The sequence below is a fragment of the Pseudomonas fluorescens genome, assembly GCF_000967965.1.
Taxonomy (GTDB): Bacteria; Pseudomonadota; Gammaproteobacteria; order Pseudomonadales; family Pseudomonadaceae; genus Aquipseudomonas; species Aquipseudomonas grandcourensis.
Map to the genome: position 1 here is coordinate 133,415 of NZ_LACC01000004.1, position 23,761 is coordinate 157,175.

At 60.7% G+C, this 23,761-nt stretch carries 26 protein-coding genes; 3 read left to right on the forward strand and 23 right to left on the reverse strand.

The features are described 5' to 3' along the window. Positions 1-181 precede the first annotated feature (181 nt). The 10 genes from VC35_RS28555 to ccmA form a co-directional block, all read right to left on the reverse strand. Entirely contained in the window at positions 182-589 is a 408-nt protein-coding gene (locus VC35_RS28555; RefSeq protein WP_080925241.1) for a hypothetical protein, read from the reverse strand. Positions 590-603: 14 nt separating this feature from the next. After that, positions 604-1,806 carry a c-type cytochrome biogenesis protein CcmI gene (gene ccmI, locus VC35_RS03000; RefSeq protein ID WP_046037675.1) on the reverse strand — a complete coding sequence of 401 codons (1,203 nt, stop codon included), beginning with the start codon at positions 1,804-1,806 and terminating at the stop codon, positions 604-606. After that, positions 1,799-2,272: a cytochrome c-type biogenesis protein gene (locus VC35_RS03005; protein WP_046037676.1), complete on the reverse strand. Its 474-nt coding sequence runs from the start codon at positions 2,270-2,272 to the stop codon at positions 1,799-1,801. Before VC35_RS03005 ends, ccmI begins: the two co-directional genes overlap by 8 nt. Further along, a complete protein-coding gene (locus tag VC35_RS03010; RefSeq protein ID WP_046037677.1) occupies positions 2,269-2,805 on the reverse strand; it encodes a DsbE family thiol:disulfide interchange protein in 537 nt (178 codons plus the stop codon). Before VC35_RS03010 ends, VC35_RS03005 begins: the two co-directional genes overlap by 4 nt. Continuing rightward, complete coding sequence (locus tag VC35_RS03015; protein WP_046037678.1) at positions 2,802-4,790, reverse strand: heme lyase CcmF/NrfE family subunit; 1,989 nt, start codon at positions 4,788-4,790, stop codon at positions 2,802-2,804. The genes VC35_RS03010 and VC35_RS03015 overlap by 4 nt, the downstream gene beginning before the upstream one ends. Before the next feature lie 3 nt (positions 4,791-4,793). After that, the gene (gene ccmE / locus VC35_RS03020) at positions 4,794-5,249 is read right to left on the reverse strand and encodes a cytochrome c maturation protein CcmE (RefSeq protein WP_046037679.1); all 456 of its coding nucleotides are present in this window, start codon (positions 5,247-5,249) and stop codon (positions 4,794-4,796) included. Continuing rightward, entirely contained in the window at positions 5,246-5,422 is a 177-nt protein-coding gene (ccmD, locus tag VC35_RS03025; RefSeq protein ID WP_007983322.1) for a heme exporter protein CcmD, read from the reverse strand. Before ccmD ends, ccmE begins: the two co-directional genes overlap by 4 nt. After that, the gene (locus tag VC35_RS03030) at positions 5,419-6,174 is read right to left on the reverse strand and encodes a heme ABC transporter permease (protein ID WP_046037680.1); all 756 of its coding nucleotides are present in this window, start codon (positions 6,172-6,174) and stop codon (positions 5,419-5,421) included. The genes ccmD and VC35_RS03030 overlap by 4 nt, the downstream gene beginning before the upstream one ends. Before the next feature lie 73 nt (positions 6,175-6,247). Beyond that, a complete protein-coding gene (gene ccmB, locus VC35_RS03035; RefSeq protein WP_007980754.1) occupies positions 6,248-6,916 on the reverse strand; it encodes a heme exporter protein CcmB in 669 nt (222 codons plus the stop codon). Then, a complete protein-coding gene (gene ccmA, locus VC35_RS03040) occupies positions 6,913-7,548 on the reverse strand; it encodes a cytochrome c biogenesis heme-transporting ATPase CcmA (RefSeq protein WP_046037681.1) in 636 nt (211 codons plus the stop codon). The genes ccmB and ccmA overlap by 4 nt, the downstream gene beginning before the upstream one ends. 199 nt (positions 7,549-7,747) lie before the next feature. Here ccmA and fliK point away from each other — a divergent pair, with 199 nt between their 5' ends. The 3 genes from fliK to VC35_RS03055 all read left to right on the forward strand — a co-directional run bounded on the left by fliK (position 7,748) and on the right by VC35_RS03055 (position 11,188). After that, positions 7,748-9,322, forward strand: a complete 1,575-nt coding sequence (fliK, locus tag VC35_RS03045) for a flagellar hook-length control protein FliK (RefSeq protein ID WP_046037682.1) — start codon at positions 7,748-7,750, stop codon at positions 9,320-9,322. After that, positions 9,319-9,648: an EscU/YscU/HrcU family type III secretion system export apparatus switch protein gene (locus VC35_RS03050; RefSeq protein WP_046037683.1), complete on the forward strand. Its 330-nt coding sequence runs from the start codon at positions 9,319-9,321 to the stop codon at positions 9,646-9,648. Before fliK ends, VC35_RS03050 begins: the two co-directional genes overlap by 4 nt. Before the next feature lie 154 nt (positions 9,649-9,802). Continuing rightward, positions 9,803-11,188 carry a delta-60 repeat domain-containing protein gene (locus tag VC35_RS03055; RefSeq protein ID WP_080925242.1) on the forward strand — a complete coding sequence of 462 codons (1,386 nt, stop codon included), beginning with the start codon at positions 9,803-9,805 and terminating at the stop codon, positions 11,186-11,188. Between the two features lie 8 nt (positions 11,189-11,196). On the opposite strand, the gene VC35_RS03060 is transcribed toward VC35_RS03055, so the two are convergent. The 13 genes from VC35_RS03060 to flhF form a co-directional block, all read right to left on the reverse strand. Continuing rightward, positions 11,197-11,589: a DUF2802 domain-containing protein gene (locus VC35_RS03060; protein ID WP_046037685.1), complete on the reverse strand. Its 393-nt coding sequence runs from the start codon at positions 11,587-11,589 to the stop codon at positions 11,197-11,199. Then, a complete protein-coding gene (locus VC35_RS03065; protein WP_007980742.1) occupies positions 11,590-12,075 on the reverse strand; it encodes a chemotaxis protein CheW in 486 nt (161 codons plus the stop codon). It abuts the gene before it with no gap. Between the two features lie 76 nt (positions 12,076-12,151). Beyond that, positions 12,152-13,111 (reverse strand): CheW domain-containing protein, encoded by a 960-nt coding sequence (locus VC35_RS03070; protein WP_046037686.1) that lies wholly within the window; start codon positions 13,109-13,111, stop codon positions 12,152-12,154. Between the two features lie 39 nt (positions 13,112-13,150). Then, the gene (locus VC35_RS03075; protein ID WP_046037687.1) at positions 13,151-13,939 is read right to left on the reverse strand and encodes a ParA family protein; all 789 of its coding nucleotides are present in this window, start codon (positions 13,937-13,939) and stop codon (positions 13,151-13,153) included. Between the two features lie 43 nt (positions 13,940-13,982). Next, positions 13,983-14,873: a flagellar motor protein MotD gene (gene motD, locus VC35_RS03080; RefSeq protein ID WP_046037688.1), complete on the reverse strand. Its 891-nt coding sequence runs from the start codon at positions 14,871-14,873 to the stop codon at positions 13,983-13,985. A 277-nt stretch (positions 14,874-15,150) separates the two neighbouring features. Then, the gene (locus VC35_RS03085; RefSeq protein WP_046037689.1) at positions 15,151-15,891 is read right to left on the reverse strand and encodes a flagellar motor protein; all 741 of its coding nucleotides are present in this window, start codon (positions 15,889-15,891) and stop codon (positions 15,151-15,153) included. Beyond that, positions 15,891-17,021, reverse strand: coding sequence for a protein-glutamate methylesterase/protein-glutamine glutaminase (locus VC35_RS03090; RefSeq protein WP_046037690.1), 1,131 nt, complete (start codon positions 17,019-17,021; stop codon positions 15,891-15,893). Before VC35_RS03090 ends, VC35_RS03085 begins: the two co-directional genes overlap by 1 nt. Before the next feature lie 48 nt (positions 17,022-17,069). Next, entirely contained in the window at positions 17,070-19,337 is a 2,268-nt protein-coding gene (locus VC35_RS03095) for a chemotaxis protein CheA (protein ID WP_046037691.1), read from the reverse strand. 55 nt (positions 19,338-19,392) lie between these two features. Continuing rightward, entirely contained in the window at positions 19,393-20,181 is a 789-nt protein-coding gene (locus tag VC35_RS03100; RefSeq protein WP_046037692.1) for a protein phosphatase CheZ, read from the reverse strand. Between the two features lie 21 nt (positions 20,182-20,202). Beyond that, complete coding sequence (locus VC35_RS03105; RefSeq protein ID WP_003183998.1) at positions 20,203-20,574, reverse strand: chemotaxis response regulator CheY; 372 nt, start codon at positions 20,572-20,574, stop codon at positions 20,203-20,205. A 167-nt stretch (positions 20,575-20,741) separates the two neighbouring features. Next, positions 20,742-21,482: an RNA polymerase sigma factor FliA gene (fliA, locus tag VC35_RS03110; RefSeq protein ID WP_007894214.1), complete on the reverse strand. Its 741-nt coding sequence runs from the start codon at positions 21,480-21,482 to the stop codon at positions 20,742-20,744. Then, the gene (fleN, locus tag VC35_RS03115) at positions 21,479-22,309 is read right to left on the reverse strand and encodes a flagellar synthesis regulator FleN (RefSeq protein ID WP_007975361.1); all 831 of its coding nucleotides are present in this window, start codon (positions 22,307-22,309) and stop codon (positions 21,479-21,481) included. The genes fliA and fleN overlap by 4 nt, the downstream gene beginning before the upstream one ends. Positions 22,310-22,425: 116 nt before the next feature. Next, positions 22,426-23,754, reverse strand: a complete 1,329-nt coding sequence (gene flhF, locus VC35_RS03120; RefSeq protein ID WP_046037693.1) for a flagellar biosynthesis GTPase FlhF — start codon at positions 23,752-23,754, stop codon at positions 22,426-22,428. Positions 23,755-23,761 lie beyond the last annotated feature (7 nt).

A 23,761-nucleotide genomic window follows, 5' to 3' on the forward strand; every position in this document is an offset into this window, starting at 1 on the left:
CTGTAAGAGCGGAACCATAAGTCGTCGTTACCGCAGAAACGGATATGTACACGATCAACAAAAGACAGGTCGGCTGTCAGGCCGCCTTCGCGAGCAGGCTCGCTCCCACAGGGTCCAGCAGTGGCCCGGCAATCACATTTCCCAGCCAAGAAAAAGGCAACCCGAAGGTCGCCTCTTTGCACTACTGCCCGAACTGCCGCCCCAGGCCACCCGGTACACCGTGGATGTCAGTATCTTCCCACGGCCCGTTCGGACTGATCGACCGGCTCCAGCCGTTATCCCAGCGGTAATAGGTACGCTGGCGATAAAAGGTATTGGGCTGGTCATCCAGCACATACACCCCAAGCTTCGGATCCCAATGGCTATTGCCCCCAGGTGGTGGCGCGAAGCTCGCTGAGGTGCGTGGCAACGGCTTGGAAGGTTTGGCCGGTATGGTCGGCTTGCTCGGTACGGGCGACGTCGATGGTGTGGGGCTCGGCTGCGACGGCGGGAACGGTGGTGGTGCCTGATGTTCCGTTGGTTGCTGGACCGCACAAGCGCTTAACCCCAAAACAGCGCTGAGCAGGGCAATACGAGCAATGGCGGTCATGGTGGCGTTTCCTGTTATTTATCCGGGCTGTCGATGGTCAGTGTTTGCGGCGCGGTGGTGCTGCTGGCCAGTGGCTGGCTGCGACCGATCCATTCGCCGGCGGTCGGTTTGCCGGCACGGGAAATGCGCGCAACCAGTTGGACTTCAGGGAAGTTCGACAGTTTCAATTGCGGCATCATTGCGTCGGCATCACCCAGTTCGACGGTCACCGGCAGGTCGGCCACGGTCATGCGCTTGACCGCCAGCGGGGCCGGAGGACCGGAGATCGCACGGGCGAAGATGAACACGCTGTCGCCAGGCTGGACCTTGGATTTGAGGTCCGCCGCCAGATCGACGCTGACCTTGAGCAGCGCCGAGGCCTTGGCCGCCGGTGCTTGCGCAACCTTGCCACCACTGGCAACAAGCTTCTCCGTGGCCCGGGTAATCCCGCCTTGCAGCGCCTCGCGGGACTGGTCTTCCGGCGGCAATTGCGCCAACAGGCGATTCCAGTAATCGATGGCGTCCTGATAACGCTCGCTTTCAAACGCAGCAATGCCAAGCAAGCCAAGGCTGGTGACTTCTTTCGGATCGGCCTTGAGCGCTTCGTCGGTCAGGGCCTGGACCTTGTCCGACCACTTCTTGCCATCGGCGAAGTACTGGGCCTGGGCCCATTGACCGAGCAGCTCGGGCTGACGACCAGCCAGGTTCACTGTACGTTCGAACATCTTCGCCGCGTCCGCCGGGCGATCCTGAGCCATGTAGGTGCGACCGAGGAAGTACATGCCTTCAGCGGAATCCGGCTGAGCGGCGACCACGCGCTCCAGGCGTTTGGTCATCTCTTCCATCGACTGCGGTGCCTGCGCGAACTCGCGAGTCAGCTCAACCTTGTCGCTGGCACCGTAATGCATGTACAGCCCCAGGCCCAGCACCGGCACCAGAATGGCCGCCAGCAACGGCAAGGGTTTGCCCAGACGCGACACCCGCGGCGCTTCAGCGCCTTCGGTGTCCGCCAGCAACTCACGGGCGGCTTCGGCGCGACCGGCGTCCATTTGCGCCGCATCGAGCACGCCCTCTTCCTGCTGAGTCTGCAACTCAGCCACGCGCTCCTGATACAGCGCGACGTTCAGGGCGGTACGATCCTCTTCACGCTGGGCGCGACGGCTGCGCAGCACCGGGATCAATAGAAAACTCAGGGCAACCAGAAGCAGCAGACCTGCAGCGAGCCAGAAATCAATCATTCTTGGTTTTATCCAACAGGTGGTCGAGGCGCGAGCGCTCCTCGGCAGAAAGCGAGTCCGGGGTGCCGGCGCGTTGCACGCGACGACGGCGGACGATCACCGCGATGATCACCACCCCGCCCAGCAGCAGGCCGGCGGGGCCGAACCAGAGCAAGGCGGTCTTGGCGTTCAGCGCAGGCTTGTAGCGAACGAAATCACCGTAGCGGTCGACCATGAAATCGATGATCTGCTGGTTGTCCTTGCCCTCGCCGAGCATGCGGAAAATCTCTTTGCGCAGGTCGGCGGCAATCGGTGCGTTGGAGTCGGCGATGTCCTGATTCTGGCACTTGGGGCAACGCAGCTCCTTGGTCAGTTCGCGGAAACGCTCGCGGTCACCTTCCTTGGCGAACTCGTAAGTGTCGATGGCCGCGTGGGCCATGCCGGCCATGCTCAAACCGATAACGGCGGCAGCAATCCAGCGCTTCATGGCTTGACCTCGTCGACCAGCGCCTGGTACTTGGCCGCCAGTTTTTCGCGCCAGACCTGCTCGTCGATCACGCCGACGAACTTGTCACGGATGATGCCCTTGGCATCGATGAAGAAGGTTTCCGGGGCGCCGTAGACTCCGAGGTTCAGGCCCAGCGAGCCTTGGTCGTCACGAATGTCCAGTACATACGGGTTGTGGAAGTCCGTCAGCCACTTCAAGGCATCGGCGTTGGTGTCCTTGTAGTTGATGCCGTAGATCACCACGCCTTGCTGTGCCAGCTTGTTCAACACCGGGTGCTCGACCCGGCAGGAAATGCACCAGGTGCCCCAGACGTTGACCAGCGCCGGTTTGCCGAGGATGTCAGCGCGGGTCAGGGTCTTGTCGCCCTGCACCGTTGGCAGGGAAAACTCCGGGAACGGTTTGTTGATCATGGCCGAAGGCAACTCGGCCGGATCCAGGTACAACCCTCGGTAAAGGAATACAGCAACCACCAGAAAAATCGCCAGTGGCAACAACATCAACCAACGCTTCATGCAGTGGCTCCCGACATGCCCAGTGCTTCGCGCACGCGGCTTTTGACCTTGACCCGATATCGCCGATCCAGCGCCGCCAGCAACCCGCCTAAGCCGGTCAGCAAACCGCCGAACCAGATCCAGCGCACGAACGGTTTGACGTGAACGCGCACAGCCCAGGCACCGTTACCCAAGGGTTCACCGAGGGCGACATAGAGGTCGCGGGTGAAACCGGCATCGATGCCGGCTTCGGTCATCACTGAGTTCTGCACGGTGTACAGGCGTTTTTCCGGGTGCAGCACACTGACTTCCTTGCCATCGCGGATCACGCGAACCGTGCCCTTGTCGGAGGTGAAGTTCGGGCCTTCGAAATGCTTGGCGCCTTCGAAGACGAACTGATAACCACCCAGGTCCATGGATTCGCCCGGCGCCAGGCGCAGGTCACGTTCGGCACTGTTCTGGCTGGACAACACGACACCCAGCGCACACACGGCAATGCCCAGGTGCGCGACCTGCATGCCCCAGTAGCTGCGGGTTAGGGTTGGCAGGCCTTTGATCAGGCCCTTGTGGCGGGTCTTGTCGAAGATGTCACGCACACCGGCCAGCAACACCCAGGCGGCGAGCATGAAGGTCGCGAGCACGGCCCAGTTGAAATCGCCGTAGGCGACGCCGGCCACTACTGCCAGCGCAGCGCTGCCGAGCAGGACCGGGGTGAGCATGCTCACCAGCCATTTCACCGGTGTGTCTTTCCAACGCACGATCACGCCGACCGCCATCACCACCATCAGCAACGCCATCAACGGAATGAACAGCGCGTTGAAATACGGCGGGCCGACGGACAGCTTGGCGCCGGTCATGGCGTCCAGAATCAGCGGATACAAGGTGCCGAGCAGGATCATCGAGGCCGCTACCACCAGCACGAGGTTGTTGCCCAGCAGCAGGGTTTCCCTGGACCAGAGGTTGAAGCCCACCTGGCTCTTGACCACCGGCGCGCGCAGGGCGAACAGCGTCAGCGAACCACCGACCACGAACAGCAGGAAAATCAGGATGAACACCCCGCGCTCTGGGTCGGAGGCAAAGGCATGCACCGAGGTCAGCACGCCGGAACGCACGAGGAAAGTACCCAACAGGCTCAGCGAAAACGCAGCGATGGCCAGCAACACGGTCCAGCTCTTGAACACGCCACGCTTTTCCGTGACCGCCAACGAGTGAATCAGTGCGGTGCCCACCAGCCACGGCATGAACGAGGCGTTTTCCACCGGGTCCCAGAACCACCAGCCGCCCCAGCCGAGTTCGTAGTACGCCCACCACGAACCCAGGGTGATGCCGATACCGAGGAACGCCCAGGCCACGATGGTCCAAGGACGCGACCAGCGCGCCCACGCGGCATCCAGGCGACCGCCCATCAGCGCGGCGATCGCGAAGGCGAAGGCCACCGAGAAACCGACGTAACCCATGTACAGCATCGGCGGGTGAACGATCAGGCCGATGTCTTGCAGCAGCGGGTTGAGGTCGGCACCGTCGCTGGGCATTTGCGGCAGGATGCGCTTGAACGGGTTGGAGGTCATGATCAGGAACAGCAGGAAACCGGTGCTGATCATGCCCATCACCGCCAGCACGCGGGCCAGCATGACCTGCGGCAACTGCCGGGAAAACACCGACACCGCGAAGGTCCAGCCGCCGAGAATCAAGGCCCACAACAGCAGGGAACCTTCGTGGGCACCCCACACGGCGCTGAACTTGTAGTACCACGGCAACGCGCTGTTGGAGTTGTTGGCCACATAAGCGACGGAGAAGTCATCGACCATGAAGGCGTAGGTCAGGCAACCGAAGGCAAACACCAGAAAGGTGAATTGCCCCCAGGCGGCCGGCTGGGCCAGGCTCATCCACAGGCGGTCACCGCGCCAGGCACCGAACAGCGGCACCACGGCCTGAGCCAGGGCAAAGCACAGGGCCAGGATCATCGCCAGATGACCCAACTCGGGAATAAAGATGCCGGACGTCATGGATCAACCCTCCTTCGCGGGCGTTGGAGCCGATTGACCGCTGTCTTTCAACGCCTTGGTCACTTCCGGCGGCATGTACTTCTCATCGTGCTTGGCCAGCACTTCATCGGCCACGACCACGCCATCGGCATTGAGCTTGCCCAGGGCGACGATGCCCTGCCCTTCGCGGAACAGGTCCGGCAGGATGCCGCGATAAGTGATGGTCACGGATTTGTTGAAGTCGGTGACGACGAACTTCACGTCCAGGGAATCACTGGATCGCTCAAGCGAGCCCTTCTCGACCATGCCGCCGGCGCGAATGCGCGTATCTTGTGGGGCTTCACCGTTGGCGATCTGGGTCGGTGTGTAAAACAGGTTGATGTTCTGCTGCAGGGCGCTCAGGGCCAGGCCGACGGCAGCGCCGACCCCGACCAGGATCGCGAGAATGATGATAAGACGCTTTTTGCGCAGCGGATTCACTTGCCGTTCTCCCGGCGCAGACGACGCGCCTCTTGTTGCAGATACCGCTTGCGGGCCAGGATCGGCGCCGCCACGTTGAGGGCCAAAACCGTCAGGCAGATGCCATAGGCTGACCAGACATACAGGCCATGATGACCCATAGCAATGAAGTCGCCGAATGAAGCAAAACTCATCGAGCGACCTCCAGGCTGTTTTCCACTTCGGCTTTGACCCAACTGGCCCGGGCTTCGCGCTTGAGCACTTCAAGACGCATGCGCAGCAGCAGGACCGCACCGAAGAAACAGTAGAAACCCAACGCCGTCAGCAGCAGTGGCAGCCACATCTCGGCGGGCATCGCCGGTTTTTCGGTGAGGGTGAAGGTCGCGCCCTGGTGCAGGGTGTTCCACCACTCCACCGAGTACTTGATGATCGGGATGTTGATCACACCGACGATCGCCAGCACCGCACAGGCCTTGGCCGCGCTGTCACGATTGCTGATGGCGTTGCCCAGCGCAATGAGACCGAAGTACAGGAAAAGCAGGATAAGCATGGACGTAAGGCGTGCATCCCAGACCCACCACGAGCCCCAGGTCGGCTTGCCCCAGATCGCTCCGGTGACCAGCGCCACGGCGGTCATCCAGGCACCGATGGGCGCTGCGCATTGCAGGGCGACGTCGGCCAGTTTCATTTTCCACACCAGCCCGACGATGCCGCACACCGCCAGCATCACGTAGATGGACTGGGCCAGCATGGCGGCCGGGACGTGGATATAGATGATGCGGAAGCTGTTGCCCTGCTGGTAGTCCGGCGGCGCAAAGGCCAGGCCCCAGACCACGCCAACGCTGATCAGCAGCAACGCCGCGACGCTCAGCCAGGGCAGCAGTTTGCCGCTGATGCCGTAAAACCATTTGGGCGAGCCAAGCTTGTGAAACCACGTCCAGTTCATACTGTTTCCATCACGGTTGCTCTTTACTGTGAAGAGCCAGGGTCTTTACTGGTTATTTTTTAACCAGACCTCATTATTCGCCGACGCTGATCTTCAAGCCAGCGGCTATTGCAAAAGGTGTCAGGGTTATCGCCAAGGCGGTCAGGCTGCCAAGCCATAGGAGATAACCGGTCGCCGGCATTCCCTGCAAGGCAGCCTGCAAGGCGCCACTGCCAAGGATCAACACCGGGATGTACAACGGCAGTATCAGCAGTGCCAGCAACAGGCCACCGCGCTTCAAGCCCACCGTCAGTGCCGCGCCCACCGCACCGAGCAGGCTCAGTACCGGTGTACCGAGCAGCAACGAAAGCAGCAACACTGGCAGACAGGCGGCAGGCAAACCGAGCATCAGCGCCAGCAAAGGCGCGAGCAAAACCAGTGCCAGGCCGGAAAAAGCCCAGTGTGCCAGCACCTTGGCCAAAACCAGAAGAGCCAGGGGGTGCGGCGAAAGGACCCACTGCTCGAGGGATCCATCCTCGAAATCACTGCGGAAAAGCCCGTCCAGCGAGAGCAAAACCGATAAAAGTGCCGCGACCCAGACCAGTCCCGGAGACAAGGTTTGCAACAATTGAGACTCGGGTCCGACCGCCAACGGGAACAGGGACACGACGATGGCGAAGAACACCAGCGGATTGGCCAGTTCTGCCGGACGGCGGAACAGCAGACGAGCCTCGCGGGCGACCAGCAGGCCGAAAACACTCATACGGCCCAGCTCCCAAGATCGATGTCGCGATAACCGGCCGGCATCCGGCTCAGCGTGTGATGAGTGGTCAACACCACCATGCCGCCGCGCTCGCAGTGGCCGGCCAGATGAGATTCAAGCTGTGCCACGCCCTGCTTGTCGAGGGCGGTAAAGGGTTCATCGAGGATCCAGAGCGGCGGACTGTCCAGATACAGGCGCGCCAGGGCAACGCGGCGCTGCTGACCGGCAGACAGGGTGTGGCAAGGCACATCCTCGAATCCGCGCAGGCCGACCGCGGCCAGCGCCTGCCAGATCGCCTCGTGGGTCGCCGGATGATGCAAGGCGCACAGCCAGCTCAGGTTCTCTTCCGGCGTCAGCAAATCCTTGATCCCGGCCGCGTGGCCGATCCACAGCAGGTTGCGCGCCAGCTCACCGCGTTGTTCGTTCAGCGGCTGACCGTTGAGCAGCACCTGACCGGCGGTCGGCTGCATCAGCCCTGAGAGCAGGCGCAACAGGCTGGTCTTGCCGCTGCCGTTGGGGCCACTGATTTGCATCATTTCGCCACTGGCCAGTCTCAAATCGAGATTTTCGAAGAGCAGCCGAAGGTCTCGCTCACAGGCAAGGGCAACGGTTTGCAGGACAGGACTGGTCAAGGGTTCACGGGCCTTATACGGTTCAAGTCGGCTCTGGCGCGGCCGTTAAAGAGATGCAGCATAGATGCAATGACGTCTTGTTCTAGAGAGCTGCGTCAAACAATTGCAAAGTTTTCGCCATTTTTGGATACAACGGCGCGGCATTATACATGCCATGCCTTACTCTAAAGAGTGCATTTTCCTCAGGTTGTGACCGCGAATGACAGGCGAAATGAACATCCTCCCGCTACCGCAAACCCTCCCGGCGACGTCACGCCCGCAGGTGGTCAGCGGCGAGCTGCTAAAATTGCTGACGCCGGTGGAGGGGTTGATCAGCGTCGGTCAAACCGCCCAAGCCGAAGTGTTGTCGCTCAAGCAGGCGGACCAGACTTTCCAGATGCTGCTCAAGGTCACCCTCGACAGCGGCCGCCAGACCACGGTCCAGACCACCAGCAATCAACCGCTGGCCCAGGGCACCACGCTGCTCGTCAGCCAACCCTCGGCCGGCAACCTGGCCGTGACGGTGCAACAGGCCATTGCCTCCAATGTCGCCACCCTCACCCGCCTCGACACCGCGCAACTGCCCTTTGGCACTCTGCTGCAGGGCAAAGTGCTGACCTCGCAAGTGCTGCCCCAGGTGCCCGGCCAGCCCATGGTGTTTCGCTCGATGGTGGGCCTGCTCAACACCGCACTGAGCGGCAGCACCCTGAGCATCGACAGCCCGCAGCCCTTGCGCATCGGCACCTTGTTGAGCGCACAGGTTCAGGACGCCCAGACCGTGAAGTTCGTGCCCCTGAGCAGCCGACAGGAACAACTGGCGGTGACCCGGCAACTGGTCGACCAGCAAAGCCGCCAGGGGTCGCTGGACGGCTTGCTCAAGCTCCTGCAGAACCTTGCGCCCTCGGACCAGACATCCGTTGAATTACGTAACGTCGCTGCCCGGTTGCTCGCCGGCCTGCCGGATGTTCAACAGTTGAGCACCCACAAGGGCCTGGCCCAGGCCCTTGCCAGCAGCGGTGTGTTTCTCGAAAGCAAACTGCTGACCGGGCAAAACCCGACACTCGCGCCGGACATGAAGGGCGACCTGCTCAAACTGGTTGCGCAGTTGAGTCAGGGCTTGCCGGCCAACACCAGCCTCGGCGCGATCATCGCCGCCAATACCCTGGCCCAGGCCATGCCGAACTTTGTCCGCAATGCCCTGGGCATGCTCGGCCAGGTCAGTGCCAAGCCGTCGCCGACCGGTTTCCCGCTGCCCGAACGCCAGTTGCAAGGCGCCGATGGTGAAAACGACCTCGAACACCTGCTTCGCCTGGCCGCCGCCGCGGTTTCACGCCTGCAAAGCCATCAACTGTCGAGCCTGGAACAAACCGGCGTCACCGCCGACGGACGGCTGATGAGCACTTGGCAGCTGGAAATCCCGATGCGCAACATGCAGGACATCGTGCCCTTGCAGGTCAAATTCCAGCGTGAAGACTCCCCCGAAAAAGAACAGCCGAAGGAACGTCGCGAAGAACGCGAACCCAAGCAACAGCTGTGGCGTGTGGAGCTGGCCTTTGCCATGGAACCTTTGGGGCCGCTGCAAATCCAGGCGCAACTGATCAAGGGCAGCCTCTCCAGCCAGCTCTGGGCCGAGCGGCCTTACACCGCGAACCTGATCGAAAGTAACCTGAGCGGGCTGCGTGACCGCTTGCTGTCCGCCGGCCTGAACGTCGGCGATCTGGACTGCCACCTCGGCACACCACCCCAAGGCCCGCAAACCCGCCTCGAACAACGCTGGGTCGACGAAACCGCATGAAAAACCCCAACGCCCCACGCCAGGCCATCGCCCTCAAATACGACGGCACCCACGCCCCCACCCTCACGGCCAAGGGCGACGAAGCGCTGGCGGAAGAAATCCTGCGCATTGCCCGCGACTGCGAAGTGCCGATCTACGAAAACGCCGAGTTGGTGAGGCTGCTGGCGAGGATGGAGCTGGGGGACAGCATTCCGCAGGAGCTCTATCTGACGATTGCCGAGATCATTGCGTTTGCGTGGAGTTTGAAGGGGAAGTTTCAGGCGGGGCAGGATCCGAATGCGCTGATGGTCGAGAAGGACATTACTGAGCGCGGCGACGACTACTGATACGTTCAGTCGTTGCCCGTCCATCGCTACTGTCAGATCTGACAGTAGCGAGCATGCCTGTTTGAATATTGAATGATGCTTGTAGCGCCAGTGCTACTTCACGGGCTACACGCCCTGTACCCGTGAGCCCATCCCTCCAGGACTGGTCATCGTCATGAAAATCAATGTTCAAACACCTGCTGATAACACACCCTTTCTTGATCCGTCATTTGGACAAAACGGGAAAATAATACACATGTTTCCTGGTACCACTACCTCCCATGTCGCTGGTATGGCGATGAATGCAAACGGAAAAATCATCGTAAGCGCAACGACCTATGGCAACGATGATCAACAGTTTGGCCTGATGCGGTTAAATGAAGACGGCAATGTCGATACACAGTTTGGCGGAAGTGGTTCAAGTGGATATATCAGAGGTAACTTCTTGCCTGGAGTCAGGGCACTGGGCGGTGGGGTTTCAGTTCTGCCGGATGAAAAAATCCTGTTGTCGGGCTTCAATTACGGTGAACAGGGGTACCAGCATGTTTTGGCACGCTTTAATGACGATGGAACACCTGACACGGAGTTTGGTAAAAACGGGCAGATCATCATTGATCTTCCATTAACCGAACCACTTTCAAGAACCCAGCACAACGAACATGCACCCACGGCTTTCAGCATAGCGGACAGTGCGACAGTCCAATCCGATGGAACGATATTGTTGACTGTGCACGCTGCAGTTAAAGGTCAAGACGGATACGGGATTGTCATGCGGTTCCTGGCGAATGGCGTGCTCGATACAAGCTTCAACAATAGCGGGTCCGTAAAACTCAAGTTTGACGGTTATCCCGTAACCCTATCTGGACATGCACTCCAAGCGGATGGAAAGATCCTCGTCTTTGGCGGAGTCCAGAAGGAATTCGAACATGGACTTCTGGCCCGACTTGACATTGACGGGCAACTTGATACCTCATTTGGCGCTGGCGGATTTACAACTATCAGCTACCCAAAACACTTAATCCACTGCAATCAAGTCTCCATAAAACCGGATGGGCGACTAGTCGCTATAGGCATTGCTTACACTTATGCTGAAGACGGCTTGGGAACCAACGACTGTATGGTGATGGGTTTTACAACAGACGGTAGACCCGACACCGCGTTCAATGAAGGCAAACCAGTTATTACACAACCCAGACCGAAAGACTGCTACTGGTTGGGGGGAGCGTCATCAATCGATGACACCACGACGACTATCGGTAATGCTCATGGACGGAGCGGTAGTGGACACAAAAGTGAGTTCCTCGTAGGCCGCTACCTGGCAAATGGGCGTCTGGATCTTCGCTTCGCCAATGGCATTGGATGGAGAACGATCTCAGTGTTTGGCATTGAGGATGCCGCGAAAACCTATGCATTGTTGCCCGACGGGAAACTATTGATAGCTGGAAACAGTTGGGTGTCTACAAGCCACCAAATGTCATTCGTTCGACTCGCGAATGGCCGAAGAGGACAAATCGCTATAAAAATCGCCCGAAAGCTCGAACAGCGTTCGGACGATCTTTGATCTGCGTTTTAGTTTCTATGCAACTTGCTCATCAACTCCGCCTCCGCCTGGGTCAAGCCGCAGGACTGGGTCAGTTCGTTGACGCTGGCACCCATCCCGACCAGTCGCGCCGCCTGGGCGAACGACAGGCTGGTGGGATCGCGCTGTTCCAGCTGAACGAGTTTGTCCGGCAATGGCGCAACGATCGCCCGCAGTTCATACAGGTCTTCGCCCATGCGCACATTGCCGTTCTGGTAGTCGTCGACGCGCTTGGCCAGGTCCTTGATGCGCTGATCACGCTGCGCATCACCCTTGGCCTGTTGCGCGGCGATCTGCTTTTGACCGCGAATGTACGCCAGGAACATTGCCAGCGTGCCGGCCCAAAACAGGAACAGGACAATGACCGCAACCTCGAGAATCAATCAGATACTCTCCAGTTCCGACCATTCTTCTTCGCTCATCATCTTGTCGAGCTCGACCAGGATGAGCAATTCGTTGTTCTTGTTGCACACGCCTTGAATGAACTTGGCGGACTCTTCGTTACCCACGTTCGGCGCGGTTTCGATTTCCGACTGACGCAGGTAAACCACTTCGGCCACGCTGTCGACCATGATCCCGACAACCTGCTTGTCGGCTTCGATGATGACGATACGGGTGTTGTCGCTGATCTCGGCATTCATCAGGCCGAAGCGCTGGCGGGTGTCGATCACGGTGACGACGTTACCGCGCAGGTTGATGATGCCCAGCACGTAGCTCGGGGCGCCCGGGACCGGGGCGATTTCGGTGTAGCGCAGGACTTCCTGGACGCGCATCACGTTGATGCCGTAGGTCTCGTTGTCCAGCTTGAAGGTGACCCATTGCAGGATCGGATCTTCGGAACCTTTTGCCGCCGTTGCCTTGTCATTCATACCCTGACCCCTCAAGAAACCGCCCTGGCGGTGTGTGTTCTGTGCAACATCATCAGAGTGACGTCGCCTGTTTTGTTTATTTGACTGATGTCGGTTTGTGGCCCGGCTTGCTGCCAGACATGTGCTTGGCGCCGCCACTTGCGATCAACTCGGCCAATGAGGCGACATCGAGCAAGGCGCACATGTGTTCAATCACCGTGCCGGCGAGCCATGGCCGCTGACCTCGATGACTTCTCCATTTGATTTCATTCGGGTTCAGGCGCAACGAACGGCTGACCTGATGCACCGCCAGCCCCCACTCGTAGCCTTGCACCGAAATCACGTATTGCAGGCCCTGCTTGAAATCGTCGCGGTAACGGTCGGGCATGACCCAGCGCGCGGTATCGAGCACCTTGAGGTTGCCGGCCTGGCTCGGCAGGATGCCCAGGAACCACTCCGGTTGGCCGAACAACGGTGTCAACTCGTGACCGGCCAGGGAGTAAATCGACCCCAGGCACACCAGCGGCACCGCCAGGGTCAAGCCGGCGACATCGAACAGCAGGCACTCGAAGGGTTCGGCAGCCCAGGATGGACGACCATCGGTTTCCACCGGTGGCGGCGTATTGCTCAGCGGCAGGTGCACTTCGACGACGGGAGGCACCAGCGCCTGAGGCTCCTCGATCACCGGAGCCACCAGCGCTACCGGCTCTTCAATGACTGGAGCCACCAGGGTTTGCAACAGCGGCGCGAGGGTCGAAACCGGCACCAGTACGGGTTCCGGGGCTTCGACCACGGCTACGGGAGTCTTTGCCAAAGGCGCGACCACCGGCGCGGCGGCCACTGCGGTTTTCTGTGCGTCCCGGGCCTGCTCTTCGAGCACCGCGGCCTGGAACTCGTCCAACACCGCTTGCTCTTCGATGACTTTCACCGCTTCGACAACCTCAACAAGCGCCTCGATCTCAGGCGCGAAGTCCTCGGTTGCGTCTTGCAGCAGGCTGTCCAGATACGACTGCAACGCCAGTTGCGGGCGCGATGTCGTCTTCACTGGCCGATTCATTGGCACACCTGCGCGGGCGCTACGGGCATTGGGCTCATGTCACGCCACCTGCGCAACAAGTTGCGCCGCCAGCAGATGCTTGAGCAACGCGCGGTAAGCGAGAACGCCTCGGCTCTTGCCATCGAATTGCGAAGGCGTCAGACCGGCGCGGCTGGCATCGCGCAGGCGCGTGTCCACCGGGATGTAGCCTTGCCAGATTTCCTCGGGGAATTTGTCGCGCAGCACGCGCAACGTTCCGAGGGACGCCTGGGTGCGGCGGTCAAACAGGGTCGGCACGATGGTGAAGGGCAATGCCTGTTTGCGCGAGCGGTTGATCATCGCCAGGGTGTTGACCATACGCTCCAGGCCCTTGACCGCCAGATGTTCGGTCTGCACCGGGATCACCAGTTGCTGGCTCGCCGCCAAGGCATTGACCATCAGCACGCCGAGCAAGGGCGGGCTGTCGATCACGGCGTAATCGAAGTCTTGCCACAGTTGCGCCAGGCTCTTGGCAATCACCAGGCCCAAGCCACTCTGCCCCGGCGACTGGCGCTCAAGGGTGGCCAGTGCGGTACTGGAGGGCAACAGGGAGATGCGTTCGTCACTGGTCGACAGCAGCAGTTGACCCGGCAGGCCTTGCGGCACGCTGCCCTTGTGCAGGAACAGGTCGTAGCTGCTGTGCTCCAGGGCGTCGGGATCGTAGCCGAAGTAACTGGTCATCGAGCCGTGGGGGTCGAGATCGACTACGACCACCCGCTTGCCCGCCTCCGCCAGTAAACCGGCTAAAGCGATGGAGGAAGTGGTTTTACCGACACCACCCTTTTGATTGGCGACTGCCCAGACTCTCATTCGGATTGTTCCTCCCGGCCGAATGGATCGACCGAGAAATAGCTCAACGTGTTAATGCGGGTGACGGAGAATTGACGGCGCTCTCTCGTACCGGCGACTTGACCGGTGTCGGTGCAGTTTGTGTGCCAGCACGCTTCAATGCGGCATCCGGTTGCGCATGGGCGGTTCCGGTGCCGGTCAGGCTGCGGCGAACATCGAGGTTGCGCGACACCACCAGCACCACGCGACGGTTGCGGGCGCGGCCTTCAGCGGTGGCGTTGTTGGCCACCGGCTGAAACTCGCCGTAGCCCACCGAAGCCAGGCGACCGGGGTTCACCCCCTGCATCGCCAGCATGCGCACGATGCTGGCCGAGCGGGCCGAGGACAGCTCCCAGTTGGTCGGGTACTGCGCAGTGCGGATCGGTTGATCGTCGGTGAAACCTTCGACATGGATCGGGTTGTCGAACGGCTTCAGGATCGCCGCGACCTTGTCGATGATGTTGAACGCGATGTCGCTGGGCATGGCGTCGCCGCTGCCAAACAACAGGCTGGAATTGAGCTCGATCTCGACCCACAACTCATTGCCGCGCACGGTCATCTGGTTGGAGCTGATCAGGTCACCGAACGCCGCACTGATGTCGTCGGCGATGCTTTTCAGTGGATCGCTGGCACCGGCAACACCGGCATCGACCTGGTCACTGTCCTTGACCAGCGGCTTGGCCGGGGTCACGGTCTTCGGCCGCTCGTCACCGATGGGGATCGGCTTGAGCGAACGATCGGAATCAGTGAAGACCCCGATCAGCGCTTCGGAAATGACCTTGTACTTGCCTTCGTTGATCGAAGAGATGGAGTACATCACTACGAAAAAGGCGAACAGCAAGGTGATGAAGTCGGCGTAGGAAACCAGCCAACGTTCATGGTTTACATGTTCATCATGTTGTCGACGACGAGCCATGATCAGGGCCTGCTCACAGTAAATGATGCAGCGCGTTGGCGCTGTGATTGTGCCAGGTAAGGCGCGTGACGCCGAGAATGGCTTCTCCCTTCTCAAGTCGCGCAACGCAGCCTGGCGCAATCACAGCGCCAACCCGAAGGGCAGCGCCCTGCGCGCCGCAATACGTCGTTACTCGTCGTTCATTTGAAACAACCAAACCTCTCTCCTCGTGCCTAGTCTTGCGGCTCGCAGGGCGCTGCGCGCTCCATCATTTACTGTGAGCAGGCCCTGTACTCCCTTAATCCATGAAGCCCTGGAGCTTCAACTCAATGGAGCGTGGGTTTTCACCTTCGGCGATCGACAGGAGCCCTTCCAGCAACATTTCGCGATAACGCGACTGGCGCAACGCGATGGATTTGAGTTTGGCGGCGATCGGCAACAGCACCAGGTTGGCACTGGCCACGCCGTAGATGGTGGCGACGAAGGCCACGGCGATACCGCTACCCAGTTGCGACGGATCGCCCAGGTTGCCCATGACGTGAATCAGGCCCATCACCGCACCGATGATGCCGATGGTCGGCGCGTAACCGCCCATGCTTTCGAAGACCTTCGCGGCTTCGACATCGCGGCTTTCCTGGGTGTAGAAATCCACTTCGAGAATGCTGCGGATCGCTTCCGGCTCGGCGCCGTCAACCAGCAGTTGCAGGCCTTTACGCGCGTAGTTGTCGGGCTCGGCGTCGGCGATGCCTTCAAGGCCCAGCAGGCCTTCCTTGCGGGCGGTCAGGCTCCAGCTCACCACGCGGTCGATGCCACCGGCCAGGTCGACACGGGGCGGAAACAGGATCCAGGCGAGGATCTGCATGGCGCGCTTGAAGGCACTCATCGGTGATTGCAGCAACGCGGCGCCAATGGTGCCGCCGAGCACGATCAGCGCTGCCGGGCCGTTGGCCAGGGCGCCGAGATGACCGCCTTCAAGGTAGTTGCCGCCGATGATCGCGACAAAGGCCATGATGATGCCAATCAGGCTTAGAACATCCATCAGATACAGGCCTCGACCAGGTGCTTGCCAATGTCGTCCAGGCTGTACACCGCGTCGGCGAGTTCAGCTTTGACGATGGCCATCGGCATGCCGTAGATCACGCAACTGGCTTCGTCCTGCGCCCAGATCGAACTGCCGCCTTGCTTGAGCATGCGCGCGCCTTCGCGACCGTCGGCGCCCATGCCGGTCAGGACCACCGCCAGAACTTTGTCACCGTAGGTCTTGGCTGCCGAACCAAAGGTGATGTCCACGCACGGCTTGTAGTTGAGACGCTCGTCACCCGGGAGGATTTTCACCGCGCCGCGGCCGTCGATCATCATCTGCTTGCCACCCGGCGCCAGCAGCGCCAGGCCCGGACGCAGGATGTCGCCATCCTCGGCTTCCTTGACGCTGATGCGGCAGAGCTTGTCCAGGCGCTCGGCGAAAGCCTTGGTGAAGGCGGCCGGCATGTGTTGGACCAGCACGATCGGGGCCGGGAAGTTGGCCGGCAACTGGGTCAACACTCGCTGCAGGGCGACCGGGCCGCCGGTGGACGTACCGATGGCCACCAGCTTGTAGACTTTGCGTTTCGGCGCGGGCGACGACGCGGTGGCCCCATGCGTACGTGCAGGGATCGGTGCCGGAGCCGGACGCACGGGCGCGCTGCTGCCGTAACTGCCGATGCTCGAAGGCGCAGGTGTTGGAGCAGGTGCGGCCACAGGGGCCGGAGCGCTGTAAGTGCTGACGCGCCGATTGCTGCGCGAGATGCTCAGGATCTTTTCGCACAGCAGTTGCTTGACCTTCTCGGGGTTGCGCGAGATGTCTTCGAAATTCTTCGGCAGGAAGTCCACCGCGCCGGCATCCAGCGCATCGAGGGTGACCCGGGCGCCTTCGTGGGTCAGCGAGGAGAACATCAGGACCGGGGTCGGGCAGCGTTGCATGATGTGCCGCACGGCGGTGATGCCGTCCATCATCGGCATCTCGTAGTCCATGGTGATCACGTCGGGCTTGAGGGCCAGTGCCTGATCGATCGCCTCTTTGCCGTTGGTCGCCGTGCCGACGACCTGGATATTGGAATCCGCTGAAAGAATTTCCGAGACGCGGCGGCGGAAAAACCCCGAATCGTCCACCACCAGGACTTTGACTGCCATAAACACTCCATTAGATGGAGCGAGGCCAGGCGCCCCGCTCCACCAGAATCAAATACGCCGTGTGGCGTAACGCTTGAGCATGCTCGGAACATCGAGAATCAGCGCGATGCGGCCGTCACCGGTGATGGTGGCGCCGGACATGCCCGGAGTTCCCTGGAGCATTTTGCCCAATGGCTTGATGACCACTTCTTCCTGGCCCACCAGTTGATCGACGACAAAGCCGATCCGCTGCGTGCCCACCGAAAGGATCACCACATGGCCCTCGCGCTGCTCTTCGTGAGCGGCGGAGCTGACCAGCCAGCGTTTGAGATAGAACAATGGCAACGCCTTGTCCCGCACGATCACCACTTCCTGGCCGTCCACGACGTTGGTGGTCGACAGGTCGAGGTGGAAGATCTCGTTGACGTTCACCAGCGGGAACGCGAACGCCTGGTTGCCGAGCATGACCATCAGTGTCGGCATGATCGCCAGGGTCAGCGGCACCTTGATGACGATCTTCGAACCCTGGCCCTTGGCCGAGTAGATGTTGATCGAGCCGTTGAGCTGGGAGATCTTGGTTTTCACCACGTCCATGCCCACGCCGCGACCCGATACGTCGGAGATCTCGGTCTTGGTCGAGAAACCCGGGGCGAAAATCAGGTTGTAGCATTCGGTGTCGCTCAGGCGATCGGCGGCATCCTTGTCCATCACACCGCGTTTTACCGCGATGGAACGCAGGACGTTCGGGTCCATGCCTTTGCCGTCATCGGAGATCGACAGCAGGATGTGATCGCCCTCCTGCTCGGCCGCCAGGATGACCTTGCCGCCCCGGGCCTTGCCCGAGGCTTCGCGTTCTTCCGGTGATTCGATGCCGTGGTCGACCGCGTTGCGCACCAAGTGGACCAGCGGGTCGGCCAGGGCCTCGACGAGGTTCTTGTCGAGGTCGGTTTCTTCGCCAACCAGTTCCAGGTTGATCTCTTTCTTGAGCTGGCGAGCCAGGTCGCGAACCAGGCGCGGGAAGCGCCCGAAGACTTTCTTGATCGGTTGCATCCGGGTCTTCATGACCGCGGTCTGCAGGTCGGCGGTGACCACGTCGAGGTTCGACACAGCCTTGGACATGGCTTCGTCGCCGCTGTTGAGGCCCAGGCGGACCAGGCGGTTACGCACCAGCACCAACTCGCCGACCATGTTCATGATCTCGTCGAGACGCGCGGTATCGACGCGCACGGTGGTCTCGGCTTCGCTCGCCGGTTTTTCCGCAGGAGGCGCGGCCGGGGCGCGGGCAGCAGCCGGTGCAGCAGCGACCACAGGGGCCGGTGTTTCGGCTTTTGGCTCAGGAGCCTTGGCCACGGGTTTCGGCGCCACAGCCTTGACTGCCGGTGCCGCAACCGAGGCGTTGGCGCCGGTTGCCGTTCCAGCCGTTGCGCCCACTTCTGTGAACTTGCCTTTGCCGTGCAATTCGTCGAGCAGCGCTTCGAACTCGTGATCGGAAATCAGATCGCTGCCCGCCGCCACCGCGCTTGGTGCTGCGGCTGCAGGCACCGAAGCAATGGCCGACTCCAGCGCCTCGACAGCAAAGTTACCCTTGCCGTGCAGTTGGTCGAGCAGTGCTTCGAATTCGTCGTCAGTAATATCGGAACTGTCGCCCGCCGCTTTCGGGGCTTCTGGCGCAGCCGGTGCCGGGACCACTGCATCGACGGCGAACTGGCCTTTACCGTGCAGTTGATCGAGCAACGACTCGAACTCTGCATCGGTGATTTCATCGCTGCCAGCGGCATTGCTGGCAGGCGCTGGAGCAGCCGCCGGGGCCTCGGCCTGGGCCTTGACGGCGTTCAGCGAGTCCAGCAGTTGTTCGAATTCATTGTCGGTGATATCGCCCGATTCGGCTTCAGCCACAGGCGCTTCGACCAAGGCGGCGACAGGTGCGGCAGCCACCTCGTCAGCCGATTGCGGCTCGGCCAGACGGGCCAGCGCCGCGAGCAGTTCCGGTGTCGCGGCCGTGATCGGGCTGCGTTCGCGGACTTCGCTGAACATGCTGTTCACCGCGTCCAGCGCTTCGAGAACCACGTCCATCAGTTCCGAGTCGACGCGACGTTCACCCTTGCGCAGGATGTCGAACACGTTCTCGGCGATGTGGCAGCACTCCACCAGCTCGTTGAGCTGGAGGAAGCCGGCGCCCCCTTTTACAGTGTGAAAACCGCGAAAAATTGCATTGAGCAGATCCGCATCATCCGGACGGCTTTCCAGCTCGACCAGTTGCTCGGACAGTTGCTCTAGAATCTCGCCGGCCTCAACCAGGAAATCCTGAAGGATCTCTTCATCGGCGCCGAAGCTCATTAAGGGGGGTGCTCCTACAGGTCTAAAAACCCAAAAAACCTAAAATTCTAAAACTCTAAAATCCCAGGCTGGATAACAAATCGTCCACATCATCCTGACCGGACACAACGTCTTCTCTCTTATCGGCATGAATCTGCGGACCTTCACCCTGAGAGAGATGTTTTTGTGGATCTTTTTCAGCAAGCATCGCTTCACGGTCATGTTCGATGCCCGCAAAGCGGTCCACCTGACTGGCCATCAGCACGAGCTTGAGCAGGTTGCTTTCAACTTCGGTGACCAACTGGGTCACACGCTTGATCACCTGGCCCGTGAGGTCCTGGTAATCCTGGGCGAGCAGGATGTCGTTGAGGTTGCCCGACACCGCGCGATTGTCCGTGCCGCTGCGCGTCAGGAACCCGTCTACCCGCCGGGCCAGTTCACGAAACTCTTCGGCGCCGACTTCGCGACGCATGAAGCGCCCCCAGTCCGCGCTCAACACCTTGGCTTCATCCGCCAGGCCATTGACCAGCGGCGTGGCACTTTCCACCAGATCCATGGTGCGGTTGGCCGCAGCCTCGGTCAGCTTGACCACATACCCCAGGCGCTCGGTGGCGTCGGTGATCTGCGACACTTCTTCGGCTTGCGGCATGTGCGGGTCAATCTGGAAATTGACGATCGCGCTATGCAGTTCGCGAGTGAGCTTGCCCACTTCCTGATACAGGCCGCGGTCACGGGTCTGGTTGAGCTCATGGATCAATTGCACCGCGTCGCCGAACTTGCCTTTTTCAAGGCTCGCGACCAATTCGACGGCGTGTTTTTTCAGGGTCGATTCAAAATCGCCCAATGAAGTTTCGTTATTGCCCATAGCTCCCCCGTGGCGCACTCATCAACCGATGCGTTCGAAAATCTTCTCGATTTTTTCTTTCAACGCCTGGGCCGTGAAGGGCTTGACCACATAGCCGTTAACGCCGGCCTGGGCCGCTTCGATGATCTGCTCGCGCTTGGCTTCAGCGGTCACCATCAGCACCGGCAGGTGCTTGAGCTTTTCATCGGCACGCACGTGGCGCAGCAGATCGATACCGGTCATGCCAGGCATGTTCCAGTCCGTTACCAGAAAGTCGATGCTTCCGCTGTTGAGCACCGGGATGGCGGTAGTGCCATCGTCGGCCTCGACGGTGTTGGTGAACCCAAGGTCACGCAGCAGGTTCTTGATGATCCGCCGCATCGTTGAGAAGTCATCAACGATGAGGATTTTCATGTTCTTGTCCAATTCGACCTCCAAGCAGTCTTAAACGCGCCCAGCACCTGAACGCGCCATTTCAATCAATCCGGCAAAGCACTCAATGACTGTCTGGAGCACAACAGATCGCGACCGGCGCAGTTCAACACCACACCAGCCTCGTTCGCAGTGTCCCCACACTGCCTTCAGCGCGCTCGCCACTCCCCCAAACGCCCCCGCAAACGGGCCGCGCACTGGCTGTGTAACTGGCTGACCCGCGATTCGCTGACCCCCAGGACCTCACCGATTTCCTTGAGGTTCAACTCTTCGTCGTAGTACAGCGCCAACACCAGTCGCTCACGCTCCGGCAAATTGGCAATCGCATCCGCCAGCGCAGCCTGGAAGCGTTCATCTTCCAGATCGCGTGACGGCTCGAGATGAGCACTCGCGCCATCCTCGTGCAGCCCTTCGTGTTCGCCGTCCTGCAACAGGTCGTCGAAACTGAACAGCCGGCTGCCCAGGGTGTCGTTCAAAATCCCGTAGTAATCATCGAGACTCAATTGGAGTTCGGCCGCAACTTCGTGATCTTTAGCGTCACGGCCGGTTTTAGCTTCAATCGAGCGAATGGCATCGCTGACCATGCGCGTATTGCGGTGAACCGAACGTGGCGCCCAATCCCCCTTGCGCACTTCATCGAGCATGGCGCCGCGGATTCGAATGCCCGCGTACGTCTCGAAACTGGCGCCTTTGCTGGCGTCATATTTGGTCGACACTTCAAGCAGGCCGATCATCCCGGCCTGGATCAGGTCTTCGACCTGGACACTGGCCGGCAAACGCGCCAGCAAGTGGTAGGCAATGCGTTTAACCAGCGGCGCGTAACGCTCGATCAGCTCGTACTGCGCATCACGTGCCGACTTCTTGTAGAGGTTGTAGCCGCTGGCTGTCATAGAACAGGTCCTGCTGTCTGCTGCACGAGCCGCTCGACGAAAAACTCCAGGTGCCCGCGCGGGTTGGCAGGCAGCGGCCAGGTATCGACCTTCTGCGCGATGGCCTTGAACGCCAGCGAGCACTTGGAACGCGGGAAGGCCTCGTAGACGGCGCGCTGCTTCTGCACGGCCTTGCGCACGCTTTCGTCGTAGGGCACCGCGCCGACGTATTGTAGGGCGACGTCGAGGAAGCGATCCGTGACCTTGGTCAACTTGGCGAACAGGTTGCGTCCTTCCTGCGGGCTCTGGGCCATGTTGGCCAGGACGCGGAAGCGGTTCATGCCGTAGTCGCGGTTCAGCAACTTGATCAAGGCATAGGCATCGGTAATCGAGGTCGGCTCGTCGCACACCACCAGCAGCACTTCCTGGGCTGCGCGAACGAAACTGACTACCGATTCACCAATGCCCGCAGCGGTGTCGATCACCAATACGTCGAGGTTGTCGCCGATATCACTGAAGGCCTGGATCAGACCGGCGTGTTGGGCGGGGCTCAGATGCACCATGCTCTGAGTGCCGGATGCGGCCGGAACGATACGGATGCCGCCGGGTCCCTGCAGCAGTACATCGCGCAGTTCGCAGCGGCCTTCGATCACGTCGGCCAGGGTACGTTTGGGTGTCAGGCCCAGCAGAACGTCGACGTTCGCCAGTCCCAGGTCGGCGTCCAACAGCATGACGCGCCGGCCAAGCTCGGCCAAAGCCAGGGACAAGTTCACTGACACATTAGTTTTCCCGACGCCACCTTTGCCGCCGGTCACCGCGATCACCTGTACGGGATGCATGCTGCCCATGTTATTTCTTTACCTTGTCTTGCATAGACGGAGGCCACATTACTGGCTGCGCGTTCACAAACGGAACAATGCATGGCAGACCATCGATGTAGGTACAAAAACTGTTCATTATTACCTCAGCCAACCTGCTTGGTCGGGCTGTGGTAGATGTCAGCGAACATGTCAGCCATGGCTTCTTCGCTGGGTTCTTCCTGCATTTGCACGCTCACGGCGCGACTGACCAATTGATGACGGCGCGGCAGATGCAAATCATCCGGGATCCGCGGGCCATCGGTCAGGTAAGCCACCGGCAGTTCATGACTGATGGCAAGGCTCAACACCTCGCCCAGACTGGCCGTTTCATCCAGTTTAGTCAGGATGCAGCCTGCGAGCCCGCAACGCTTGTAACTGTGATAAGCGGCCGTTAGAACCTGTTTCTGGCTGGTGGTTGCCAGGACCAGATAATTTTTCGAGCGGATGCCACGACCGGCCAGGCTTTCGAGCTGCATGCGCAGGGCCGGATCGCTGGCCTGCAGGCCGGCGGTATCGATCAGCACCACGCGTTTGCGCAGCAAGGGTTCCAGCGCCTGCACCAGGGACTGGCCCGGATCGACGTGGGTCACCGACACATTAAGAATGCGCCCCAGGGTCTTGAGCTGCTCCTGGGCACCGATGCGGAAGCTGTCCATGCTCACCAGCGCAATGTTCTGCGCGCCGTACTTGAGCACGTAACGGGCAGCCAGCTTGGCCAGGGTGGTGGTCTTGCCCATGCCGGCAGGGCCGACCATGGCGATCACACCGCCCTCTTCCAGCGGCTCGACTTCCGGGGTAACGATCATGCGCGCCAAGTGCGCCAGCAACATGCGCCAGGCCTGACGAGGTTCTTCGATTTCAGTGATCATCCCCAGCAGGTCGCGCGACAGCGGGCCGGACAGACCGATGCGTTGCAGGCGACGCCAGAGGTTGGCCTGGTCCGGACGGCTGCCTTGCAGCTGATTCCAGGCCAGGGAGCCCAGTTGGACTTCCATGAGTTCGCGCAGGCTGTTGAGTTCGAAACGCATCGAGTCGAACGCCCGCGGGTCCACACCACCGGACGCTGGCGCAGCGGCTGGCGCGGGGCGACGGGGTTCGGCGTAGGTCGGCTCGATCAGCGGTTCGGCGGCGGTCAACGGCAAGCCGGCGAACAACTGGCGATTGGTTGCATTGTCGCTCTCGCCATCGCCACGCAGGCTCAATTCGGCCTGGGCGGTGACGATCCGCGACTGAGTCTTGCGCAGCTCGTCTTCGAGTTCCATGTTCGGAACCCGCGGCGCCAGCGCCGACAATTTGTAATCCAGCGCCGCCGTCAGCTCGACACCCCCGGCGATCCGGCGGTTGCCAATAATGGCCGCATCAGCGCCCAGCTCATCGCGAACCAGCTTCATGGCCTGACGCATATCGGCGGCGAAAAAACGCTTAACTTGCATAAACCAC